We start from the raw sequence: 15,497 nt of genomic DNA, 5'->3' as shown, positions 1-15,497 counted from the left end.
CGGATTTTCGCACGTCGAAGAAAAGGTGATTCTTGGCGTTGTGTTTGGTTTGATGTAACACAATGAAATTACATGAATAAATGCCCTCATCTGACTGTAAGACGGAAATGTTGTGTGGTTGCGGCTGAGTCGCTTCACTGCACGCCATACGGCGCCAACCCGGCGCTGATCGCTTGTTTCTTGGAAGTCTGGGAGGAAAACAGATGAAGATTTTGACAACAGCAGCAACGGCTCTGGCGCTGACGGTCACCGCAACTGCGGGGATGGCGGCATGTGACGACGGTGAGATTGTTGTGAAGTTCGCGCATGTGACGAACACCGATAAACACCCCAAAGGCATCGCGGCCTCGCTGCTGGAACAGCGCGTCAATGACGAGATGAACGGCGTGATGTGCATGGAGGTCTATCCGAACTCGACCCTCTACAATGACGACAAGGTGCTTGAGGCGATGCTGCAAGGCGACGTTCAACTGGCCGCGCCGTCCTTGTCCAAGTTCGAGAAATTCACCAAGCAGTTCCGCCTGTTCGACCTGCCATTCATGTTCAAAAACATTGATGCCGTAGACGCATTCCAGGCGTCGGCCGATGGTCAGGCAATGAAAGACAGCATGCAGCGCCGTGGCCTGCAGGGTCTGGCCTTCTGGCACAATGGCATGAAGCAGATGTCGGCCAACAAGCCGCTGGAAGATCCGTCAGACGCAAACGGCCTGAAATTCCGCGTGCAGTCCTCGGACGTGTTGGTTGCACAGATGGAAGCGATCGGTGGCAGCCCACAGAAAATGGCGTTCTCGGAAGTTTACGGTGCGCTGCAGCAGGGTGTTGTGGACGGGCAAGAAAACACCTGGTCGAACATTTATGGCAAGAAGTTCTTCGAAGTTCAGGACGGCATCACCGAGACCAATCACGGTATCATCGACTATCTGGTTGTGACCTCGGTTGACTGGCTGGACAGCCTGGACCCGGAAGTGCGTGATCAGTTCACGACCATTCTGGCCGAAGTGACCGAGACCCGGAACAAAGAAGCCTTTGCAGTGAACGAAGCGGCCAAAGCCTCGATCACTGACGCGGGTGGTATCATTCGTGAACTGTCACCTGAACAGCGTCAGGCGTGGGTTGATGCAATGAAGCCTGTCTGGGATCAGTTCGCCGGTGACGTTGGTCAGGACAAGATCGACGCGGCACAGGCCATCAACGCCGGTTTCTAAACCGGATCGAGGCCACGCGTCCGGGGACTGGGGAGTATTCGACGCGTAGGCCGGGCGGGCTGACAAAGCCCGCCCACACACACTCTCTCACCATCAAAAAATGCGGGGACAGATAGATGTCTGGTGCGAAATCCGGCCAAGGCGGGCTGGTCGACCATATCGAAGAAACCCTGATTGCGTTGCTGTTGGGCCTGATGACGGTCGTAACCTTTGCCAACGTGATTGCGCGGTTTGTATTTAATTCCAATATCCTCTGGGCGCTTGAACTGACGGTGTTCACCTTTGGCTGGCTGGTGCTGCTGGGTGCGTCTTATGCGGTGAAGAAACATGCGCATTTGGGTGTGGACGCTATTCTGAACATGCTGTCGCCAGCACCACGACGCATTCTGGCGCTGATTGCAGTGGGCTGCTGCCTGGTGTTTTCGTTGCTGATGCTGAAAGGGGCCTACGACTATTGGGCCGTCTTTGCCGATTTGCCGCCCACATCCGGGCGCTGGTTCCCGACCGGGTTCAATTTCGACGCCCGCAGCCAGAGTTTTTATGAGGTCGACGACATTCCGATGGTCGCGCCTTTGAGGTTCCTTGAGGACCTGATCAACTATGGCGAGTATTACGAAAAACTGCCCAAGGTTGTCCCGTATTTCATCCTGCCTTTGTCGATGTTGCTGCTGGTCATCCGTTTTGCGCAGGTCGCAGTTCAAATTTGGCGTGGTGAGACGGATCGCCTTGTCGCCAGCCACGAAGTCGAGGACGAGATCGAAGAAGTCCGCGCTCAGCAAGGAGAGCATAACTGATGGACGTCATTCTTCTTTTCTCGATGGTCATCGGCCTGCTGCTGATCGGGGTTCCGATTGCGGTTGCGCTTGGCCTCAGCTCGACCCTGTTCCTGCTGATTTATTCCGACAGTTCTTTGGCCTCGGTCGCGGGAACTTTGTTCGAGGCGTTCGAGGGGCACTTTACCCTTCTCGCGATCCCGTTCTTCATTCTGGCCTCGTCCTTCATGACAACGGGCGGCGTGGCGCGGCGGATCATCCGATTCTCGATTGCCTGTGTTGGGCACTTGCCCGGTGGTCTGGCGATTGCAGGCGTGTTTGCCTGTATGCTGTTTGCCGCACTTTCGGGTTCGTCCCCGGCAACCGTTGTGGCCATCGGTTCGATCGTCATCGCCGGGATGCGGCAGGTGGGCTATTCCAAGGAATTTGCTGCTGGTGTGATCTGTAACGCGGGTACACTTGGCATCCTGATCCCACCATCCATCGTGATGGTTGTGTACGCCGCTGCCGTCGAGGTTTCGGTTGGGCGCATGTTCCTGGCGGGTGTCATTCCGGGTCTGATGGCGGGCCTGATGCTGATGATCACCATTTACGTCATGGCCAAGGTCAAGAACCTGCCCAAAGGTGAATGGAAAGGCTGGGGAGAGGTCTTTATCTCGGCCCGCGAAGCCGGTTGGGGCCTGTTCCTGATCGTCATCATTCTGGGCGGCATCTACGGGGGTATCTTTACCCCGACTGAAGCCGCTGCTGTCGCTGCTGTCTACGCGTTCTTTATCGCCAGCTTTGTCTACAAAGACATGGGGCCGCTCAGCACAGAAGAAGGTCAATCGAACCTTTCATTGCTGAAGAAGCCATATGCGCTGGTGACGGCTTTCTTCCACCCGGACACGAAGCACACGCTGTTCGAGGCGGGCAAGCTGACGGTCACGCTGCTGTTCGTCATTGCCAACGCGCTGATCCTGAAACACGTGCTGACGGATGAACAGGTGCCCCAGCATATCGCAAGTGCCATGCTGTCGGCGGGACTGGGGCCGGTCACTTTCCTGATCGTGGTCAACGTGATCTTGCTGATCGGCGGTCAGTTCATGGAACCCTCGGGACTGCTGGTCATCGTGGCGCCGCTAGTGTTCCCGATCGCCATCGAGCTGGGCATCGATCCTATCCACCTGGGCATCATCATGGTGGTGAACATGGAGATCGGGATGATTACTCCTCCGGTCGGGCTGAACCTGTTCGTGACCTCTGGCGTGGCCGGGATGCCGATGATGAGCGTTGTGAAGGCGGCGCTGCCGTTCCTGGCGGTCCTGTTCGTCTTCCTGATCATGGTGACTTACATACCGTGGATATCGACGTTCCTGCCCAACACCTTCATGGGGCCGGAAATCATCACCAACTAGCGGGCCTGACCCGTATCGCCGGGCGGTTGCGACTGCCCGGCCTTTTCATGCCTTGAAACACCCGTGCGGGTGCTTATCTAACGGACAGAGGACGACCTCCCCAACACGGGTAGATCATGCGGGACGACCCGCTTTGACAAGAGGTCATCTAATGGCATGGATCATGCTGCTTATTGCCGGAATTCTTGAAGTTGTCTGGGCGGGTGCGATGAAGCAATCCGCCGGGTTCACGCGGCTTTTGCCGACCGCGATTATGGGAGTGTCCATGATCGGGTCTTTCGGCCTGCTGGCGCTGGCGATGCGTGAACTGCCGCTGAGCACGGCCTATACGATTTGGGTTGGCATCGGCGCAGTGGGGGCTTTTGTGGTGGGGATTGCCCTGCTGGGCGAGGCGGTGACGCCGCTGCGGGTTCTGGCGGCGCTGCTGATCATTGCCGGAATTATTACCATGAAGCTGGCCTGATCCGTTGACGGTCGGGGCGTCATTGGGCAGGCTGCCGGTACACGCCCCAACCAAGGATCATCCCTATGTTGACCGAGACCGACAGCCGCCTGCTGCGCATCGCCTTTGAGGAGGCGAAAGTCGGGTATGATGAGGGCGGCTGTCCCATCGGTTCGGTCCTGGCCCGTGGGGGCGAGGTTGTGGCGCGCGGACGGAATCAGAGAGTTCAGGGCGGTGATCCGATTGCCCATGGCGAGATGGACGCGTTACGCAAGGCCGGGCGGCAGAAAACCTATCGCGACACGGTGCTGTATACGTCGCTGTCGCCCTGCATGATGTGTTCGGGCACCATCGTTCAATTCGGTATTCCGCGCGTCGTGATCGGTGACACGCAGAACTTCGGAGGCAACGAAGACTTCCTGCGCGAGCGCGGGGTCGAAGTGGTTATAGCCAACGACCCCGACTGCATCGCGCTGATGCAACGATTTATCGAAGAAAAACCAGAGCTTTGGGCCGAAGATATTGCCGAATAACGACCGGGGTCAGATGCTTTCCAGCGCCTGAATAATGCCCGAGAAATCCGTAGCCTTCAGACTGGCCCCACCGACCAAAGCGCCATCCACATTCGAGACCGCAAAGATATCGGCCGCATTGCTGGGTTTGACGGACCCGCCGTAAAGCAGTCGCACTGACCGGCCCACGCCTTCGCCAAAACGACGTTCCAGCCGGGCGCGCATGAAGTCGTGAACCTCGCCGATCTCTTCCAGGGTGGGAACCTTGCCAGTTCCAATCGCCCAGATCGGCTCGTATGCGACGATCAGGTTTTCACCTGTTGATTGATCCGGGATCGAGCCGGACATCTGACCGCCGATAATATCGAGCGTGTTGGCCGCCTCACGCTGTTCCAGACTTTCACCGACGCAAATGACCGCTTTTAGGCCCGCGTCCATCGCCGCGCGGGCTTTGGCGCGTACATCCTCATCATGCTCTCCGTGATCCACACGACGTTCTGAATGGCCCAGAATGACCGAAGTCGCACCGGCATCCAGCAGCATATCTGCGCTGATGTCGCCTGTATGCGCCCCGGAATGTTCCGCGTGACAATCCTGCCCACCAACAGTTATCGCCGAGCCAGCCACAGTATCGGTGGCGCGGCTGAGCAAGGTGGCGGGAGGGCAGATCAGAATATCGACCGACGCTTCGGGATGGCTTTGTGACAGCGTTTCAAGTTCACTCAGCGCCGCGCCGGTTCCGTTCATCTTCCAGTTTCCAGCCGCCAGCTTCCGCCGCATACCCGTATCTCCCTGATCATTCGATGATTTAAGGATGCGGATAGCATTGTCTGCGCAATCTTACAATTCCGCTTGCAGACCTGACAGGTACTGGTGCCTCGACCGATGATTTAGCTTTGCTGAGCGATGGTTTCGTCGAACTTGATCGATTCACCGCAGCCACAGGAATCAACAACATTCGGGTTCTTGAACTTGAACCCTGATTCCAGCAGCGACACTTCGTAGTCGATCTCGGTTCCGAACAGGAACATTTGCGCCATCGGTGCGATCATCACCCGTGCACCATCTTGTTCGACAACCTCGTCATGCGGATCTGCCTGATCCACATATTCCATGGTATATTCCATGCCTGCACAGCCGCCTTTCTTGACGCCAATGCGCAGGCCAGCGTGACCGCCTGAATTCATCAAGCGGGTGATCTGCTCTGCGGCTTTAGGCGTCATGGTCACAGCCTGTTTGCCGGGGATGCCGAACATGTAAGTCTCCGTTGTCGCGCGTCATACCCAATTTAGGGCTCAATGGTCGCAGGCTCAAGATCGACCGGGTTAAAGATTTACGCAAGAACGCTCATATTGCGATGCAAGGTTGACGCCGTGCAACCTTGCATCGCGCCAGAAAGCGGGTTTAGCTGTGTCTGAACACGCAGATTGCAGTGTTCGGAGAGAACATTTTGGGATGGAAAGGATATTGTTATGAATAAGTTATTGAGCGTTTCTAAACCTGTTCTGCAAGGATCGATCTTTGCTCTGGCGGTTGCCGGTTTCCCATCCGGGGATGCATCAGCCGCCACGGACGCTGAAAGGCATCCGGTCAACTGTGCAACAGCCGAGGGCGATCTGCGCGCGATTGAGGCGGAAAAGAAACATGCCGAAGACAAGCAATTGGAAAGCGTTGCCTCGCTGACTCCTGCAGGGGCTTTGCTGGGTCTGGTCACGGGAACCGAGCACAAACACTTGCAAATGCTGTCTGGCGACTACGTCAAAGCGCTGAGCGACCGAGCGGCAGAAATCAAAGAAACCTGCAATCTAAATTAATTTGCATTCGGGCAAACAGGCAAAGCGCAGGGCTTTAGGTTTACATAAAGCCCAGTTCCAATCGCGCCTCGTCTGACATCATCTCCATGCCCCAGGGCGGTTCCCAGGTCAGTTCAACGTCAACTTCTTTGACGCCCGCGACCGGTTCGATCGCTTCCACGATCCAGCCGGGCATGTCACCGGCGACGGGACAGCCGGGCGCGGTCAGGGTCATGATCACTTTAACTGCGTTATCCGCAGTAATATCAATCGTGTAGATCAAGCCGAGGTCATAGATGTTGACCGGAATTTCCGGGTCATAGACCGTGCGGCACGCTTCGACCACGGCGTCGTACAATGGGTGTTCAATTGTTGACGGCGCAATCAGCGGGGTGCCTTCAAACTGTTCGCTCGGGTGAGTCATCTTTGCCTCGGGTCAGTTGCCTGACTGATTATATAGGGAATAGCCGCAACAGCGTCCAGTGGTGGCGTGGCGCTCAGACGAGCGCCACCGCGATTCAGTCATTGATATCATGCTTGAAGGTTTTGACCTGACCATGCGGCAGCGCAAAGAGTTTGCGCAAGACAAGCCATGCGATCAACGACAGCACTGCAAAGACCAGCGCGAGGACATGCAGTGACATTGTCAGGCCCGGAATTACGAGAAAAAGACCCGTAATCGCTGCGCCAATGGCGAAGCCAAGAAAGATAAACCCTGGCAGAACAATCTCGAGAATCCCCAGCGCCAGCGCGGCGGCCAGCCAGATCCACCAAGTCAGCCAAAAGGGATCAGCCATCATTTTCCTCCCTTCAGCATTTTGAACGCATCACCAAATGCTTCAAGCGCGTTTGCGGGCACAACTATGGTTTGCTTGCCAGAACCGTTGCCCAAAGCATTAAGGGCTTCAACCTGTTTCAAAGCAACCTGATATTGCGCGGCCTCGATCCCGTTGTCCTGAATGGCCTTGGCGACCACGCCCGTAGCATAGGCTTCGGCTTCGGCCTGAATGCGGCGGGCCTTGGCGGTTTGTTCAGCGGCATAAAGTTCGGCATCAGCGTGCAGCTCCACGGCGCGTTTCTGACCCTCGGCCTCGGTCACCTGGGCGCGGCGGGCACGTTCCGCGTTCAACTGCTGCAGCATGGCATCACGCGTGGCCTGATCCAGATTTACATCCAGAATTTCAGCGCGGGTGACTTCGATACCCCAATCGTCAACGGCGGTTTCGACGCTTTCCTGAATGCGTGTGATCAACTGCGCGCGGTTCGATTGTACCTCGTCCAGATCCATCTTGCCGATTTCGGCGCGCACGATCCCGGCTACAGTGGTTGCAATCGCGCCGTCTACGTCCCGGATGCGGTAAACCGTCTTTTCCGGCTCAAGAATGCGATAGAAGACCGAGGTGTCGATCTGCACCAGCACATTGTCCTTGGTAATCGCGTCCTGCGTCGCATTCGGCAATTGGCGTTCAAGGATCGAGATTTTGTGACGTGCAACATCCAGAAACGGAACGATGAAGTTGATGCCGGGGCCAAGCACCGAATGCAGGCGGCCAAACCGCTCAACCACGTATTTCTCAGACTGCGGCACAATCTTGATGCCTTTGAGAATAACAACAATCACCAGCACAGCGGCCAGCAGCAAAACAATGTTTGACGAAATCAATCCGATGATTTGATCTTCGATCATTCTGTCCTCTTATTTTTGTGTACTATGGTATACATATTGGGATTGAGTCGCCCAATTTCAACTCTGGTATGAGTGGAATGGGCCGGTATGCAAATGCCTGAACGTATGAAAGTGGTCTGGAAATTTGCCGCTGTGGCGGCTTTGCATCCAACAGCGTTTGCGGTATCGGGCGGGGATGAAACTGATTATCGACACTGATCCCGGCATCGACGATGCCATGGCCATTGCTTATGCCGCCGCCGCACCGGAATTTGACCTGATCGGTCTGACCACGGTGTTTGGAAACACGTATGTTCACCAATCCAGCCGCAACGCGCGGTTTTTACTTCACAAGCTGGGGTTGGACTTGCCTGTGGCCGAAGGGGCTGCGGTGCCGATGGGGGCGGACACACACGCCCCGTCAGAGCACGTTCACGGCCCCGAAGGTTTTGGTGATTTGACCGATATCCCCCAGATCGGACAGAACCACGCGTTGCCAGCAGCCGAGTTTCTGGTTGAGATGGCCCGAGCCCACAAGGGCGAACTGGTGGTCTGCGCCGTGGGTCCGTTGACCAATATTGCAAACGCGATGCGCCTGGACCCGGAATTCGCAGGCAACCTGCGCGAACTGGTGATAATGGGGGGCGCGGTCTTTTGCCCCGGCAACATCACCCGGCACGCCGAAGCCAATATCTATCACGACGCTCTTGCCGCTGAGGCGGTCTTTTCCGCACCGCCCAACACTGTTCTTGTTGGTTTGGACGTTACGCTGAAGACGCTGTACGAAACTGCGGACTTCGAAGCATTGGCGCAAAAGTCATCCGATATGGGGGCGTTTCTGCGCGACATCTCCAGATTCTATCTGAAGTTTTACAAAGAGATCGGGGGGCTGGAAGGCTGCGGCCTGCACGATTCAACAGCCGTGATTGCGTGTTCCCATCAAGCCATGTTCGATATGGTTGAAACCGGGCTGCGGGTTGTCACCGAAGGCGATCAAATGGGGGCGACACAACCAGATCCTGAACGACCCGCGATCCGGGTGTGCCGCGATGTGGACGGGACAGGGGTTGTACGTATGTTCACGGACCGCGTGGCCTCGTTGCCCTGACGGGTTGCAAAGACGGAACGGATCGGGCAAAGCCTGCCCGGTTCGGCGATCCGAGGCGATGACATGACGCAGAAATTCTCATTTGAGCTTAAGGCAACAGACGGCAAGGCACGCACGGGTGTGATCAGCACGCCGCGCGGAGAGGTGCGGACGCCGGCCTTTATGCCTGTGGGCACAGCCGCGACGGTCAAAGCAATGATGCCCGAAAGTGTGCGTGCCACCGGGGCGGATATTCTGCTGGGCAACACCTATCACCTGATGCTGCGTCCAACAGCGGAACGGATTGATCGTTTGGGCGGGTTGCACAAGTTCATGAACTGGGACCGCCCCATTCTGACCGACTCGGGCGGGTTTCAGGTCATGTCCTTGGCAGGGCTGCGCAAACTGACCGAAAAGGGCGTGACCTTTAAATCTCATATCGACGGATCAAAACACGAACTGACACCCGAGCGGTCAATGGAGATTCAGCGCTTGTTGGGCTCGGACATTGTGATGTGTTTTGACGAATGCCCCGCGCTGCCCGCCGACCGGGGTCGCATCGCCGAGTCCATGCGGTTGTCGATGCGTTGGGCCGAACGGTCGCGTGACGCGTTCGGGGATCGTCCGGGTCATGCACTGTTTGGCATCATGCAAGGTGGTCTGGAGCAGGACTTGCGTGAAGAAAGCGCCGAAGCACTTAAATCCATTGGGTTCGAAGGCTATGCAGTAGGCGGGCTGGCCGTGGGTGAGGGGCAGGAGGCCATGTTTGGCTGTCTCGACTACGCCCCCGACTTTCTGCCTGAAGACAAGCCGCGTTATTTGATGGGTGTCGGCAAGCCCGACGATATCGTTGGCGCCGTCGCGCGTGGGATCGACATGATGGACTGTGTGTTGCCATCGCGTTCCGGCCGCACGGGGCAAGTGTTCACACGTCGCGGCGTGGTCAACATCAAGAACGCGCGCCATGCGGATGACCCACGCCCGCTGGACGAGAATTGCACATGTCCCGCCTGTTCGAACTATTCGCGCGCCTATTTGCACCATGTATTTCGGGCAAACGAGATGATCTCGGGCATGTTGCTGACCTGGCACAACCTGCATTACTTCCAAGAGATCATGCAGGGCATGCGCGATGCGATTGCTGCGGGAACCTTTGACGTCTGGCAGGCCGAGTTTCACGCGCAGCGTGCGCAAGGCGATATTGAACCCTTGTAACCTTTCCCGTCGGGTGACTATTGCATGGTTTCCTGGTATTCTGGGGCCACTTCAAGCGATGCCATTTTAGTCAATGACCCCGGAGAGTTTTTCATGTTTCGCCTTGTTCTCGGCGCAGCAATTTTCTGCGCGACGCCAGCCATGTCAGATGTCTGGACTTTTGAAACCCCATCCGAAAACATTCAATGCTCGGTCGGGGAAAGTGCGTCGTCCTCGGATATTCAATGCACCATCATAGAAAAATCCGGCCCACCAGCGATGCCGCGCCCCGCGAATTGTCAATCGGACTGGGGGCATGATTTTCTGATGTTCGACACCGGCCCGGTAGAGATATTGTGCCAGCCGCTGAACCGCAACAAAGACGGCTATGATCGTGCGGAATATGGGGTCACCGGTCAGTTCGGAGGATTTACCTGCAGCTCTTCGACAAAAGGTCTGGAATGTCGCAACAAAGACGGTCACGGGTTTTTCTTGTCTCGCGCAGTGCAACGGGTGTTCTGACCTTTGAAGTGCATGTTGCCTATGCATGTCGTGTTAATTTCGGTGGATATGTTCCTTGGACGTCTTGCAGTCCCGAAAACCTCGGTTCATGCTGAAACACGATACACGGCGGTAAGGTTGAAAAAGGGCGATGAGGCCCCACCTTTATCGTCCAAGACAGGAGACGGCCAAATGTTGCCTCGATGAGGGACAAGTGCCGTCTTGCCAACGATAAGGATAGAGCATGCAAGAGCCTCTGAATTCCTCATACCCCGTCCTGCCGCTGCGCGACATTGTGGTGTTCCCGCATATGATTGTGCCTCTTTTTGTAGGCCGTGATAAATCGGTCCGCGCGCTGGAAGAGGTAATGCAGGATGACAAGCAAATTCTTTTGTCCAGCCAGATCGATCCCGGTGTCGATGATCCCGACGTAGACGGTATCTATCGCTCGGGCGTTTTGGCCAATGTTCTGCAACTGCTGAAATTGCCCGATGGCACCGTGAAGGTGCTGGTCGAAGGGCAGGCACGTGTGCAGATTACCGAGTTTCTTGAAAACGAACAGTTTTTCGAAGCCCGTGCCGAATATTTGACCGAAATTCCCGGTGATGTAACAACAACCGAAGCCCTGTTGCGCACTGTCGCGGATGAGTTCGAGCGCTATGCCAAAGTGCGCAAGAACATCCCCGAAGAGGCGCTGGCGGCCGTGGGTGAAACCACCGAGCCTGCCAAGTTGGCTGACCTTGTGTCAGGTCATCTGGGCATTGAAGTGGAGCAAAAGCAGGAACTTCTGGAAACCCTTAGCGTCAGTGCGCGGCTTGAGAAGGTCTATGGCCTGATGCAGGGCGAGATGTCGGTTCTGCAGGTCGAGAAAAAGATCAAAACCCGCGTCAAATCCCAGATGGAGAAGACGCAGCGCGAGTATTATCTGAATGAGCAGATGAAGGCCATTCAGAAGGAGCTTGGCGATGGCGAGGACGGCTCGAACGAAGTTGCCGAGCTGGAAGAGAAAATCGCCGAGACCAAGCTGTCGAAAGAGGCGCGCGAAAAGGCCGAAGGCGAGCTGAAGAAGCTGCGCAACATGAGCCCGATGTCGGCTGAGGCCACAGTCGTACGCAACTATCTGGATTGGATCCTGTCCTTGCCCTGGGGCACCAAGTCCCGCGTCAAAAAGGATCTGGGCCGCGCGCAGGACATTCTGGATGCCGATCACTATGGGCTGGAGAAAGTCAAAGAGCGTATTGTTGAGTACCTCGCGGTTCAGCAGCGTTCGAAGAAGCTGAAAGGCCCGATCCTGTGCCTTGTTGGCCCTCCGGGTGTCGGTAAGACCTCGTTGGGTAAGTCAGTTGCCAAAGCCACGGGGCGCGAGTTCATTCGCATCTCGCTGGGTGGTGTGCGTGACGAATCCGAGATCAGGGGTCACCGTCGGACCTATATCGGCTCGATGCCCGGCAAGATCATTCAGGCGCTGAAAAAGGCGAAAACCACGAACCCACTGATCTTGTTGGATGAAATTGACAAGATGGGTCAGGACTTCCGTGGCGATCCGGCCTCGGCGATGCTGGAAGTGTTGGATCCGGAACAGAACAGCACGTTCATGGACCACTATTTGGAGGTCGAATATGACCTGTCCAACGTGATGTTCCTGACCACGTCGAACAGCTATAACATGCCTGGGCCTCTGCTGGACCGGATGGAGATCATCCCGCTGGCCGGTTACACCGAAGAGGAAAAGAGCGAGATCGCGAAACAACACCTGATCAGCAAGCAGGTCAAAAACCATGGTCTGAAAGCCAAGGAGTTTGAACTGACAGATGAGGCGTTGCAATCGATCATCCGCACCTACACCCGTGAGGCGGGCGTTCGGAACCTTGAACGTGAAATCGCCAAAGTGGCGCGGAAATCGCTGACCAAGATCATTAAGAAAGAGGCGGAAACCGTTGAAGTTACGCCGGAAAATCTGGATGAGTTTTTGGGTGTGCCGAAGTTCCGGTATGGGCTGGCCGAGCAGGATGACCAGATCGGTGTTGTAACAGGTTTGGCCTGGACCTCGGTTGGGGGCGATCTGCTGCATATCGAGGCGCTGAAACTGCCGGGCAAAGGGCGGATGAAAACCACCGGTAAGCTGGGCGATGTGATGAAGGAGTCCATCGATGCGGCTTCGTCTTACGTGCGGTCCATCTCGCCCAAGATCGGGGTGAAGCCGCCACAGTTCGACAAGATCGACATTCACGTCCACGTGCCGGATGGGGCGACGCCCAAGGATGGTCCGTCGGCTGGTCTTGCAATGGTGACGTCGATTGTTTCCGTACTGACTGGCATTCCGGTGCGCAAAGATATCGCGATGACTGGTGAGGTTTCTCTGCGCGGGAACGCAATGCCGATTGGTGGTTTGAAAGAAAAACTGCTGGCCGCACTGCGTGGTGGGATCAAGACAGTCCTGATCCCGGAAGAGAACGAAAAGGATCTGGCGGATATCCCAGACAATGTGAAGGAAGGGTTGGAGATCATCCCTGTCAAACATGTCTCGGAAGTTCTCGAACAAGCGCTGGTGCGTACGCCCGAGCCGATCGAATGGGATGAAGCGGCAGAGGAAGCTGCAGCTGCGGCTGCTGCTTCAACCAAATCCGCGGATGCATCTGCTACAGCGCACTAGGCTGCGTATACACAAACGGAAAAAGGCAGAGCGTTGCTCTGCCTTTTTTTATAGTCCGATTACAGGCTGTTTTGGATCAAGTATTTCTTCTTCCGCTATGTATTTCATGAATTTTTCATCCGACAGCGCTGAACGTATGGCCAGCGCGAAGATGATGGCGGAAAACACGACGCAAAGCATAATATCCCACCCAAACGGGATCTGTTTCAAAGCCCCGGTTCCGAATTGACCCAAGAATGAGATTAACCCGAGCCCGGCAAAGTAAGGCATCAACCAAACGGCTTCGGTCAGGTCCATTTCATCAAGGCGCCCTCGGAACCGGATAAGCAGCAGAATTTTTCCGACGATCAGCGCGATCCCAAGGCGCCAGACGGTGTCCCAACCGCTCCAATACACAATCAGTGTTGCAATGGCGAAGGCGGTCAACGCGACCAGACGTACCGCTGGAATGCGGATCGAACGGGGTTGGTCTGGAAGAAGATCCCTTAGGCAAACCACGGCGATTGGGCCAACCGCGAATGACAAGACGATGGCGGCTCCGTTCAGGGCGATGACGGTAGTAAAGGGAACGGTCAAAAGGAACAGGGTCCCGATCAAAAAATTCAACGCCAAGGCCCATACCGGAACCCCAAACGAAGACAGGTTTTGCAAACGTTTTGGCAGAAAACCGTTTTGGGACAGGGCAAGGGCAATACGGGCATTCGACCCGGTTGCGACCAATCCGTTGCCAAAGGGGCCAACGACTGATCCGACGTTCAACAGGCTGATGAACCAGACCAATCCAACCGACATGATTACAGCGTCTAACGGGCCTTCGCCGCCAAAATTCAACTGTGCCCAACCATTGGTTAGCAGTGATGGATCCAGCGCGCCGATGAAAGCTACCTGGAGGCCAAGATAGATTGCGGCGCACATGATGATCGACAGGACTAAAGCTGCGGGGATGGCGAACTTTGGATTGCGAACTTCGCCTGCCATATCAACGACATGTCGGAAACCTATGAACGAGAAAATGACGCCTCCGGTCGAAACCGCGGCCATGATTCCCTGCAGCCCATATGGAGCAAAGCCGTCCGGTTGTGTGAAATTGTCGGCGTTGAAACAGCTGGCAATCAGCAATGCGGACAGGACCACTGGAATAGCTATCTTTGCCCAGGTCAGCGCCGCATTGACATGTGTGAAGAACTTGACCCCAAGCGCGTTGACCGCAACGAAAAGCAGCATGAAGACAAGGGCTACAAAAACTCCGGCTCCTGTTAGATCGCCCGTATCGGCAGCGTGCAGCCAGGGGGCGTAAGGCGCGAGGTATTTCAGCATCGCCTCCACCTCAATGGGGGCAGTGGTGTTATAGCCAATCCATGCCGTCCACCCCATGGCCATCGAAACGATATTGCCGTGCGAAAACTGCGGGACCCGGGCAATTCCACCGGGAATGGGCAGCATGGCCGAAATTTCCGCGAATGTGATCGCCAAGATGAACATCGCAGCCGCACCGATCAGCCAAGAGAGGATGGCCGCAGGCCCGGCGTGCTGAACCGCCAGAAGGGGGCCGAACAACCAGCCCGAACCGATGATTCCTCCAACCGAAATGAAGGTCAGTCCGATCAGGCCAATGTCCCGCTTAAGCTCTGCCATGATGACCTCTGACGTTGCTGTCGGCACAAGGCTTGGCCGATAGTGCACGATAGTCATCCAGGTCGCGAGCTGGCAAGCCTTTCAATTTCAAGCGTAATCTTAGATCGGGAATGGTGGGTGATAAGAGATTTGAACTCCTGACATCTTCGATGTGAACGAAGCGCTCTACCACTGAGCTAATCACCCATGGGACGCGTTGATATCTGTCCTGTGGTTCGGCTGCAAGTGGATTTGGCTTTGTTCTGCGTGCAAAAAACGGCGGGCAAACAAAAATCTGGATTCTGACAAAAAACTTCAAAACGCCGCTTGACGCTGCCCGAGCGTAGCCATAATACACCCCAACGTTCAGCAATGAACGTGCAGCGGGCGGTTGTAGCTCAGTTGGTTAGAGTACCGGCCTGTCACGCCGGGGGTCGCGGGTTCGAGCCCCGTCAACCGCGCCATCGCTGCACTCCTTGGTCCAGGGTAAAGGCCACGAAAATAGATGCGCGGTTGTAGCTCAGTTGGTTAGAGTACCGGCCTGTCACGCCGGGGGTCGCGGGTTCGAGCCCCGTCAACCGCGCCATTTTCCCTTAAAAAAACATCCTGCGTTACTGAAACAGATCGCTTGGCGCATTGTAGCTGTGCATGATGTCAGGA

General features: G+C 56.0%; 16 protein-coding genes and 3 tRNA genes. 12 read left to right on the top strand and 7 right to left on the bottom strand.

What is annotated here, in order from left to right:
- The first annotated feature begins 203 nt into the window (after positions 1–203).
- The 5 genes from ACXADZ_RS09385 (at position 204) to ACXADZ_RS09365 (ending at position 4,350) form a co-directional block, all read left to right on the top strand.
- Positions 204–1,205 carry a DctP family TRAP transporter solute-binding subunit gene (locus tag ACXADZ_RS09385; RefSeq protein ID WP_475195493.1) on the top strand — a complete coding sequence of 334 codons (1,002 nt, stop codon included), beginning with the start codon at positions 204–206 and terminating at the stop codon, positions 1,203–1,205.
- Positions 1,206–1,321: 116 nt separating this feature from the next.
- Positions 1,322–1,999 carry a TRAP transporter small permease gene (locus ACXADZ_RS09380; RefSeq protein ID WP_171089745.1) on the top strand — a complete coding sequence of 226 codons (678 nt, stop codon included), beginning with the start codon at positions 1,322–1,324 and terminating at the stop codon, positions 1,997–1,999.
- Positions 1,999–3,375 (top strand): TRAP transporter large permease, encoded by a 1,377-nt coding sequence (locus ACXADZ_RS09375; protein WP_171089747.1) that lies wholly within the window; start codon positions 1,999–2,001, stop codon positions 3,373–3,375. The genes ACXADZ_RS09380 and ACXADZ_RS09375 overlap by 1 nt, the downstream gene beginning before the upstream one ends.
- 151 nt (positions 3,376–3,526) lie before the next feature.
- A complete protein-coding gene (locus ACXADZ_RS09370; RefSeq protein ID WP_171668136.1) occupies positions 3,527–3,838 on the top strand; it encodes a DMT family transporter in 312 nt (103 codons plus the stop codon).
- Between the two features lie 65 nt (positions 3,839–3,903).
- On the top strand, positions 3,904–4,350 hold the full coding sequence (locus ACXADZ_RS09365; RefSeq protein ID WP_475195483.1) for a nucleoside deaminase: 447 nt from the start codon (positions 3,904–3,906) through the stop codon (positions 4,348–4,350).
- A 9-nt stretch (positions 4,351–4,359) separates the two neighbouring features.
- Here ACXADZ_RS09365 and tpiA read toward each other — a convergent pair whose 3' ends face one another.
- Together tpiA and ACXADZ_RS09355 are read right to left on the bottom strand one after the other, a co-directional pair.
- Entirely contained in the window at positions 4,360–5,109 is a 750-nt protein-coding gene (gene tpiA, locus ACXADZ_RS09360) for a triose-phosphate isomerase (RefSeq protein WP_171089753.1), read from the bottom strand.
- 110 nt (positions 5,110–5,219) lie between these two features.
- Positions 5,220–5,585, bottom strand: a complete 366-nt coding sequence (locus tag ACXADZ_RS09355) for a HesB/IscA family protein (RefSeq protein WP_171089755.1) — start codon at positions 5,583–5,585, stop codon at positions 5,220–5,222.
- A gap of 216 nt (positions 5,586–5,801) precedes the next feature.
- Between ACXADZ_RS09355 and ACXADZ_RS09350 the strand changes: the two genes are divergently transcribed.
- Complete coding sequence (locus ACXADZ_RS09350; RefSeq protein WP_171182994.1) at positions 5,802–6,143, top strand: hypothetical protein; 342 nt, start codon at positions 5,802–5,804, stop codon at positions 6,141–6,143.
- A 40-nt stretch (positions 6,144–6,183) separates the two neighbouring features.
- Here the strand turns inward: ACXADZ_RS09350 and ACXADZ_RS09345 are convergent, their stop codons facing one another.
- The 3 genes from ACXADZ_RS09345 to ACXADZ_RS09335 form a co-directional block, all read right to left on the bottom strand.
- Positions 6,184–6,546 carry an SUF system Fe-S cluster assembly protein gene (locus ACXADZ_RS09345; protein WP_171174302.1) on the bottom strand — a complete coding sequence of 121 codons (363 nt, stop codon included), beginning with the start codon at positions 6,544–6,546 and terminating at the stop codon, positions 6,184–6,186.
- Between the two features lie 94 nt (positions 6,547–6,640).
- A complete protein-coding gene (locus tag ACXADZ_RS09340; RefSeq protein ID WP_475195472.1) occupies positions 6,641–6,919 on the bottom strand; it encodes an NfeD family protein in 279 nt (92 codons plus the stop codon).
- Positions 6,919–7,809, bottom strand: a complete 891-nt coding sequence (locus ACXADZ_RS09335; RefSeq protein WP_171089763.1) for an SPFH domain-containing protein — start codon at positions 7,807–7,809, stop codon at positions 6,919–6,921. The genes ACXADZ_RS09340 and ACXADZ_RS09335 overlap by 1 nt, the downstream gene beginning before the upstream one ends.
- 175 nt (positions 7,810–7,984) lie before the next feature.
- Here ACXADZ_RS09335 and ACXADZ_RS09330 point away from each other — a divergent pair, with 175 nt between their 5' ends.
- The 4 genes from ACXADZ_RS09330 to lon all read left to right on the top strand — a co-directional run bounded on the left by ACXADZ_RS09330 (position 7,985) and on the right by lon (position 13,223).
- On the top strand, positions 7,985–8,896 hold the full coding sequence (locus ACXADZ_RS09330; protein WP_475195463.1) for a nucleoside hydrolase: 912 nt from the start codon (positions 7,985–7,987) through the stop codon (positions 8,894–8,896).
- A gap of 63 nt (positions 8,897–8,959) precedes the next feature.
- Positions 8,960–10,090 carry a tRNA guanosine(34) transglycosylase Tgt gene (tgt, locus tag ACXADZ_RS09325; RefSeq protein ID WP_475195459.1) on the top strand — a complete coding sequence of 377 codons (1,131 nt, stop codon included), beginning with the start codon at positions 8,960–8,962 and terminating at the stop codon, positions 10,088–10,090.
- 93 nt (positions 10,091–10,183) lie between these two features.
- Positions 10,184–10,591 (top strand): DUF6636 domain-containing protein, encoded by a 408-nt coding sequence (locus ACXADZ_RS09320; RefSeq protein ID WP_171646887.1) that lies wholly within the window; start codon positions 10,184–10,186, stop codon positions 10,589–10,591.
- A 223-nt stretch (positions 10,592–10,814) separates the two neighbouring features.
- Positions 10,815–13,223 carry an endopeptidase La gene (gene lon / locus ACXADZ_RS09315; RefSeq protein ID WP_171668141.1) on the top strand — a complete coding sequence of 803 codons (2,409 nt, stop codon included), beginning with the start codon at positions 10,815–10,817 and terminating at the stop codon, positions 13,221–13,223.
- Between the two features lie 48 nt (positions 13,224–13,271).
- Here lon and ACXADZ_RS09310 read toward each other — a convergent pair whose 3' ends face one another.
- Both ACXADZ_RS09310 and ACXADZ_RS09305 read right to left on the bottom strand, forming a co-directional pair.
- The gene (locus ACXADZ_RS09310) at positions 13,272–14,858 is read right to left on the bottom strand and encodes an APC family permease (RefSeq protein WP_475195454.1); all 1,587 of its coding nucleotides are present in this window, start codon (positions 14,856–14,858) and stop codon (positions 13,272–13,274) included.
- Positions 14,859–14,969: 111 nt separating this feature from the next.
- Positions 14,970–15,044 (bottom strand) — tRNA-Val (locus ACXADZ_RS09305).
- 180 nt (positions 15,045–15,224) lie between these two features.
- On the opposite strand from ACXADZ_RS09305, the gene ACXADZ_RS09300 reads away from it, so the two are divergent.
- A tRNA-Asp gene (locus ACXADZ_RS09300) sits at positions 15,225–15,301 on the top strand.
- 45 nt (positions 15,302–15,346) lie between these two features.
- Positions 15,347–15,423: transfer RNA gene (locus ACXADZ_RS09295), tRNA-Asp, on the top strand.
- Positions 15,424–15,497: the final 74 nt, after the last annotated feature.

Source organism: Ruegeria sp. ABM4_193 (assembly GCF_056158705.1).
This window is presented reverse-complemented; position numbering and strand designations above follow the sequence as displayed.

Bases quoted from the DNA above. Each gene is read 5' to 3' on its own strand.
- ACXADZ_RS09345 (WP_171174302.1), bottom strand. From the start codon at position 6,546: ATGACTCACCCGAGCGAACAGTTTGAAGGCACCCCGCTGATTGCGCCG.
- ACXADZ_RS09350 (WP_171182994.1), top strand. From the start codon at position 5,802: ATGAATAAGTTATTGAGCGTTTCTAAACCTGTTCTGCAAGGATCGATC.
- ACXADZ_RS09335 (WP_171089763.1), bottom strand. From the start codon at position 7,809: ATGATCGAAGATCAAATCATCGGATTGATTTCGTCAAACATTGTTTTG.
- tgt (WP_475195459.1), top strand. From the start codon at position 8,960: ATGACGCAGAAATTCTCATTTGAGCTTAAGGCAACAGACGGCAAGGCA.
- lon (WP_171668141.1), top strand. From the start codon at position 10,815: ATGCAAGAGCCTCTGAATTCCTCATACCCCGTCCTGCCGCTGCGCGAC.
- ACXADZ_RS09355 (WP_171089755.1), bottom strand. From the start codon at position 5,585: ATGTTCGGCATCCCCGGCAAACAGGCTGTGACCATGACGCCTAAAGCC.
- ACXADZ_RS09330 (WP_475195463.1), top strand. From the start codon at position 7,985: ATGAAACTGATTATCGACACTGATCCCGGCATCGACGATGCCATGGCC.
- tpiA (WP_171089753.1), bottom strand. From the start codon at position 5,109: ATGCGGCGGAAGCTGGCGGCTGGAAACTGGAAGATGAACGGAACCGGC.
- ACXADZ_RS09365 (WP_475195483.1), top strand. From the start codon at position 3,904: ATGTTGACCGAGACCGACAGCCGCCTGCTGCGCATCGCCTTTGAGGAG.
- ACXADZ_RS09340 (WP_475195472.1), bottom strand. From the start codon at position 6,919: ATGGCTGATCCCTTTTGGCTGACTTGGTGGATCTGGCTGGCCGCCGCG.
- ACXADZ_RS09320 (WP_171646887.1), top strand. From the start codon at position 10,184: ATGTTTCGCCTTGTTCTCGGCGCAGCAATTTTCTGCGCGACGCCAGCC.
- ACXADZ_RS09375 (WP_171089747.1), top strand. From the start codon at position 1,999: ATGGACGTCATTCTTCTTTTCTCGATGGTCATCGGCCTGCTGCTGATC.
- ACXADZ_RS09310 (WP_475195454.1), bottom strand. From the start codon at position 14,858: ATGGCAGAGCTTAAGCGGGACATTGGCCTGATCGGACTGACCTTCATT.
- ACXADZ_RS09370 (WP_171668136.1), top strand. From the start codon at position 3,527: ATGGCATGGATCATGCTGCTTATTGCCGGAATTCTTGAAGTTGTCTGG.
- ACXADZ_RS09380 (WP_171089745.1), top strand. From the start codon at position 1,322: ATGTCTGGTGCGAAATCCGGCCAAGGCGGGCTGGTCGACCATATCGAA.
- ACXADZ_RS09385 (WP_475195493.1), top strand. From the start codon at position 204: ATGAAGATTTTGACAACAGCAGCAACGGCTCTGGCGCTGACGGTCACC.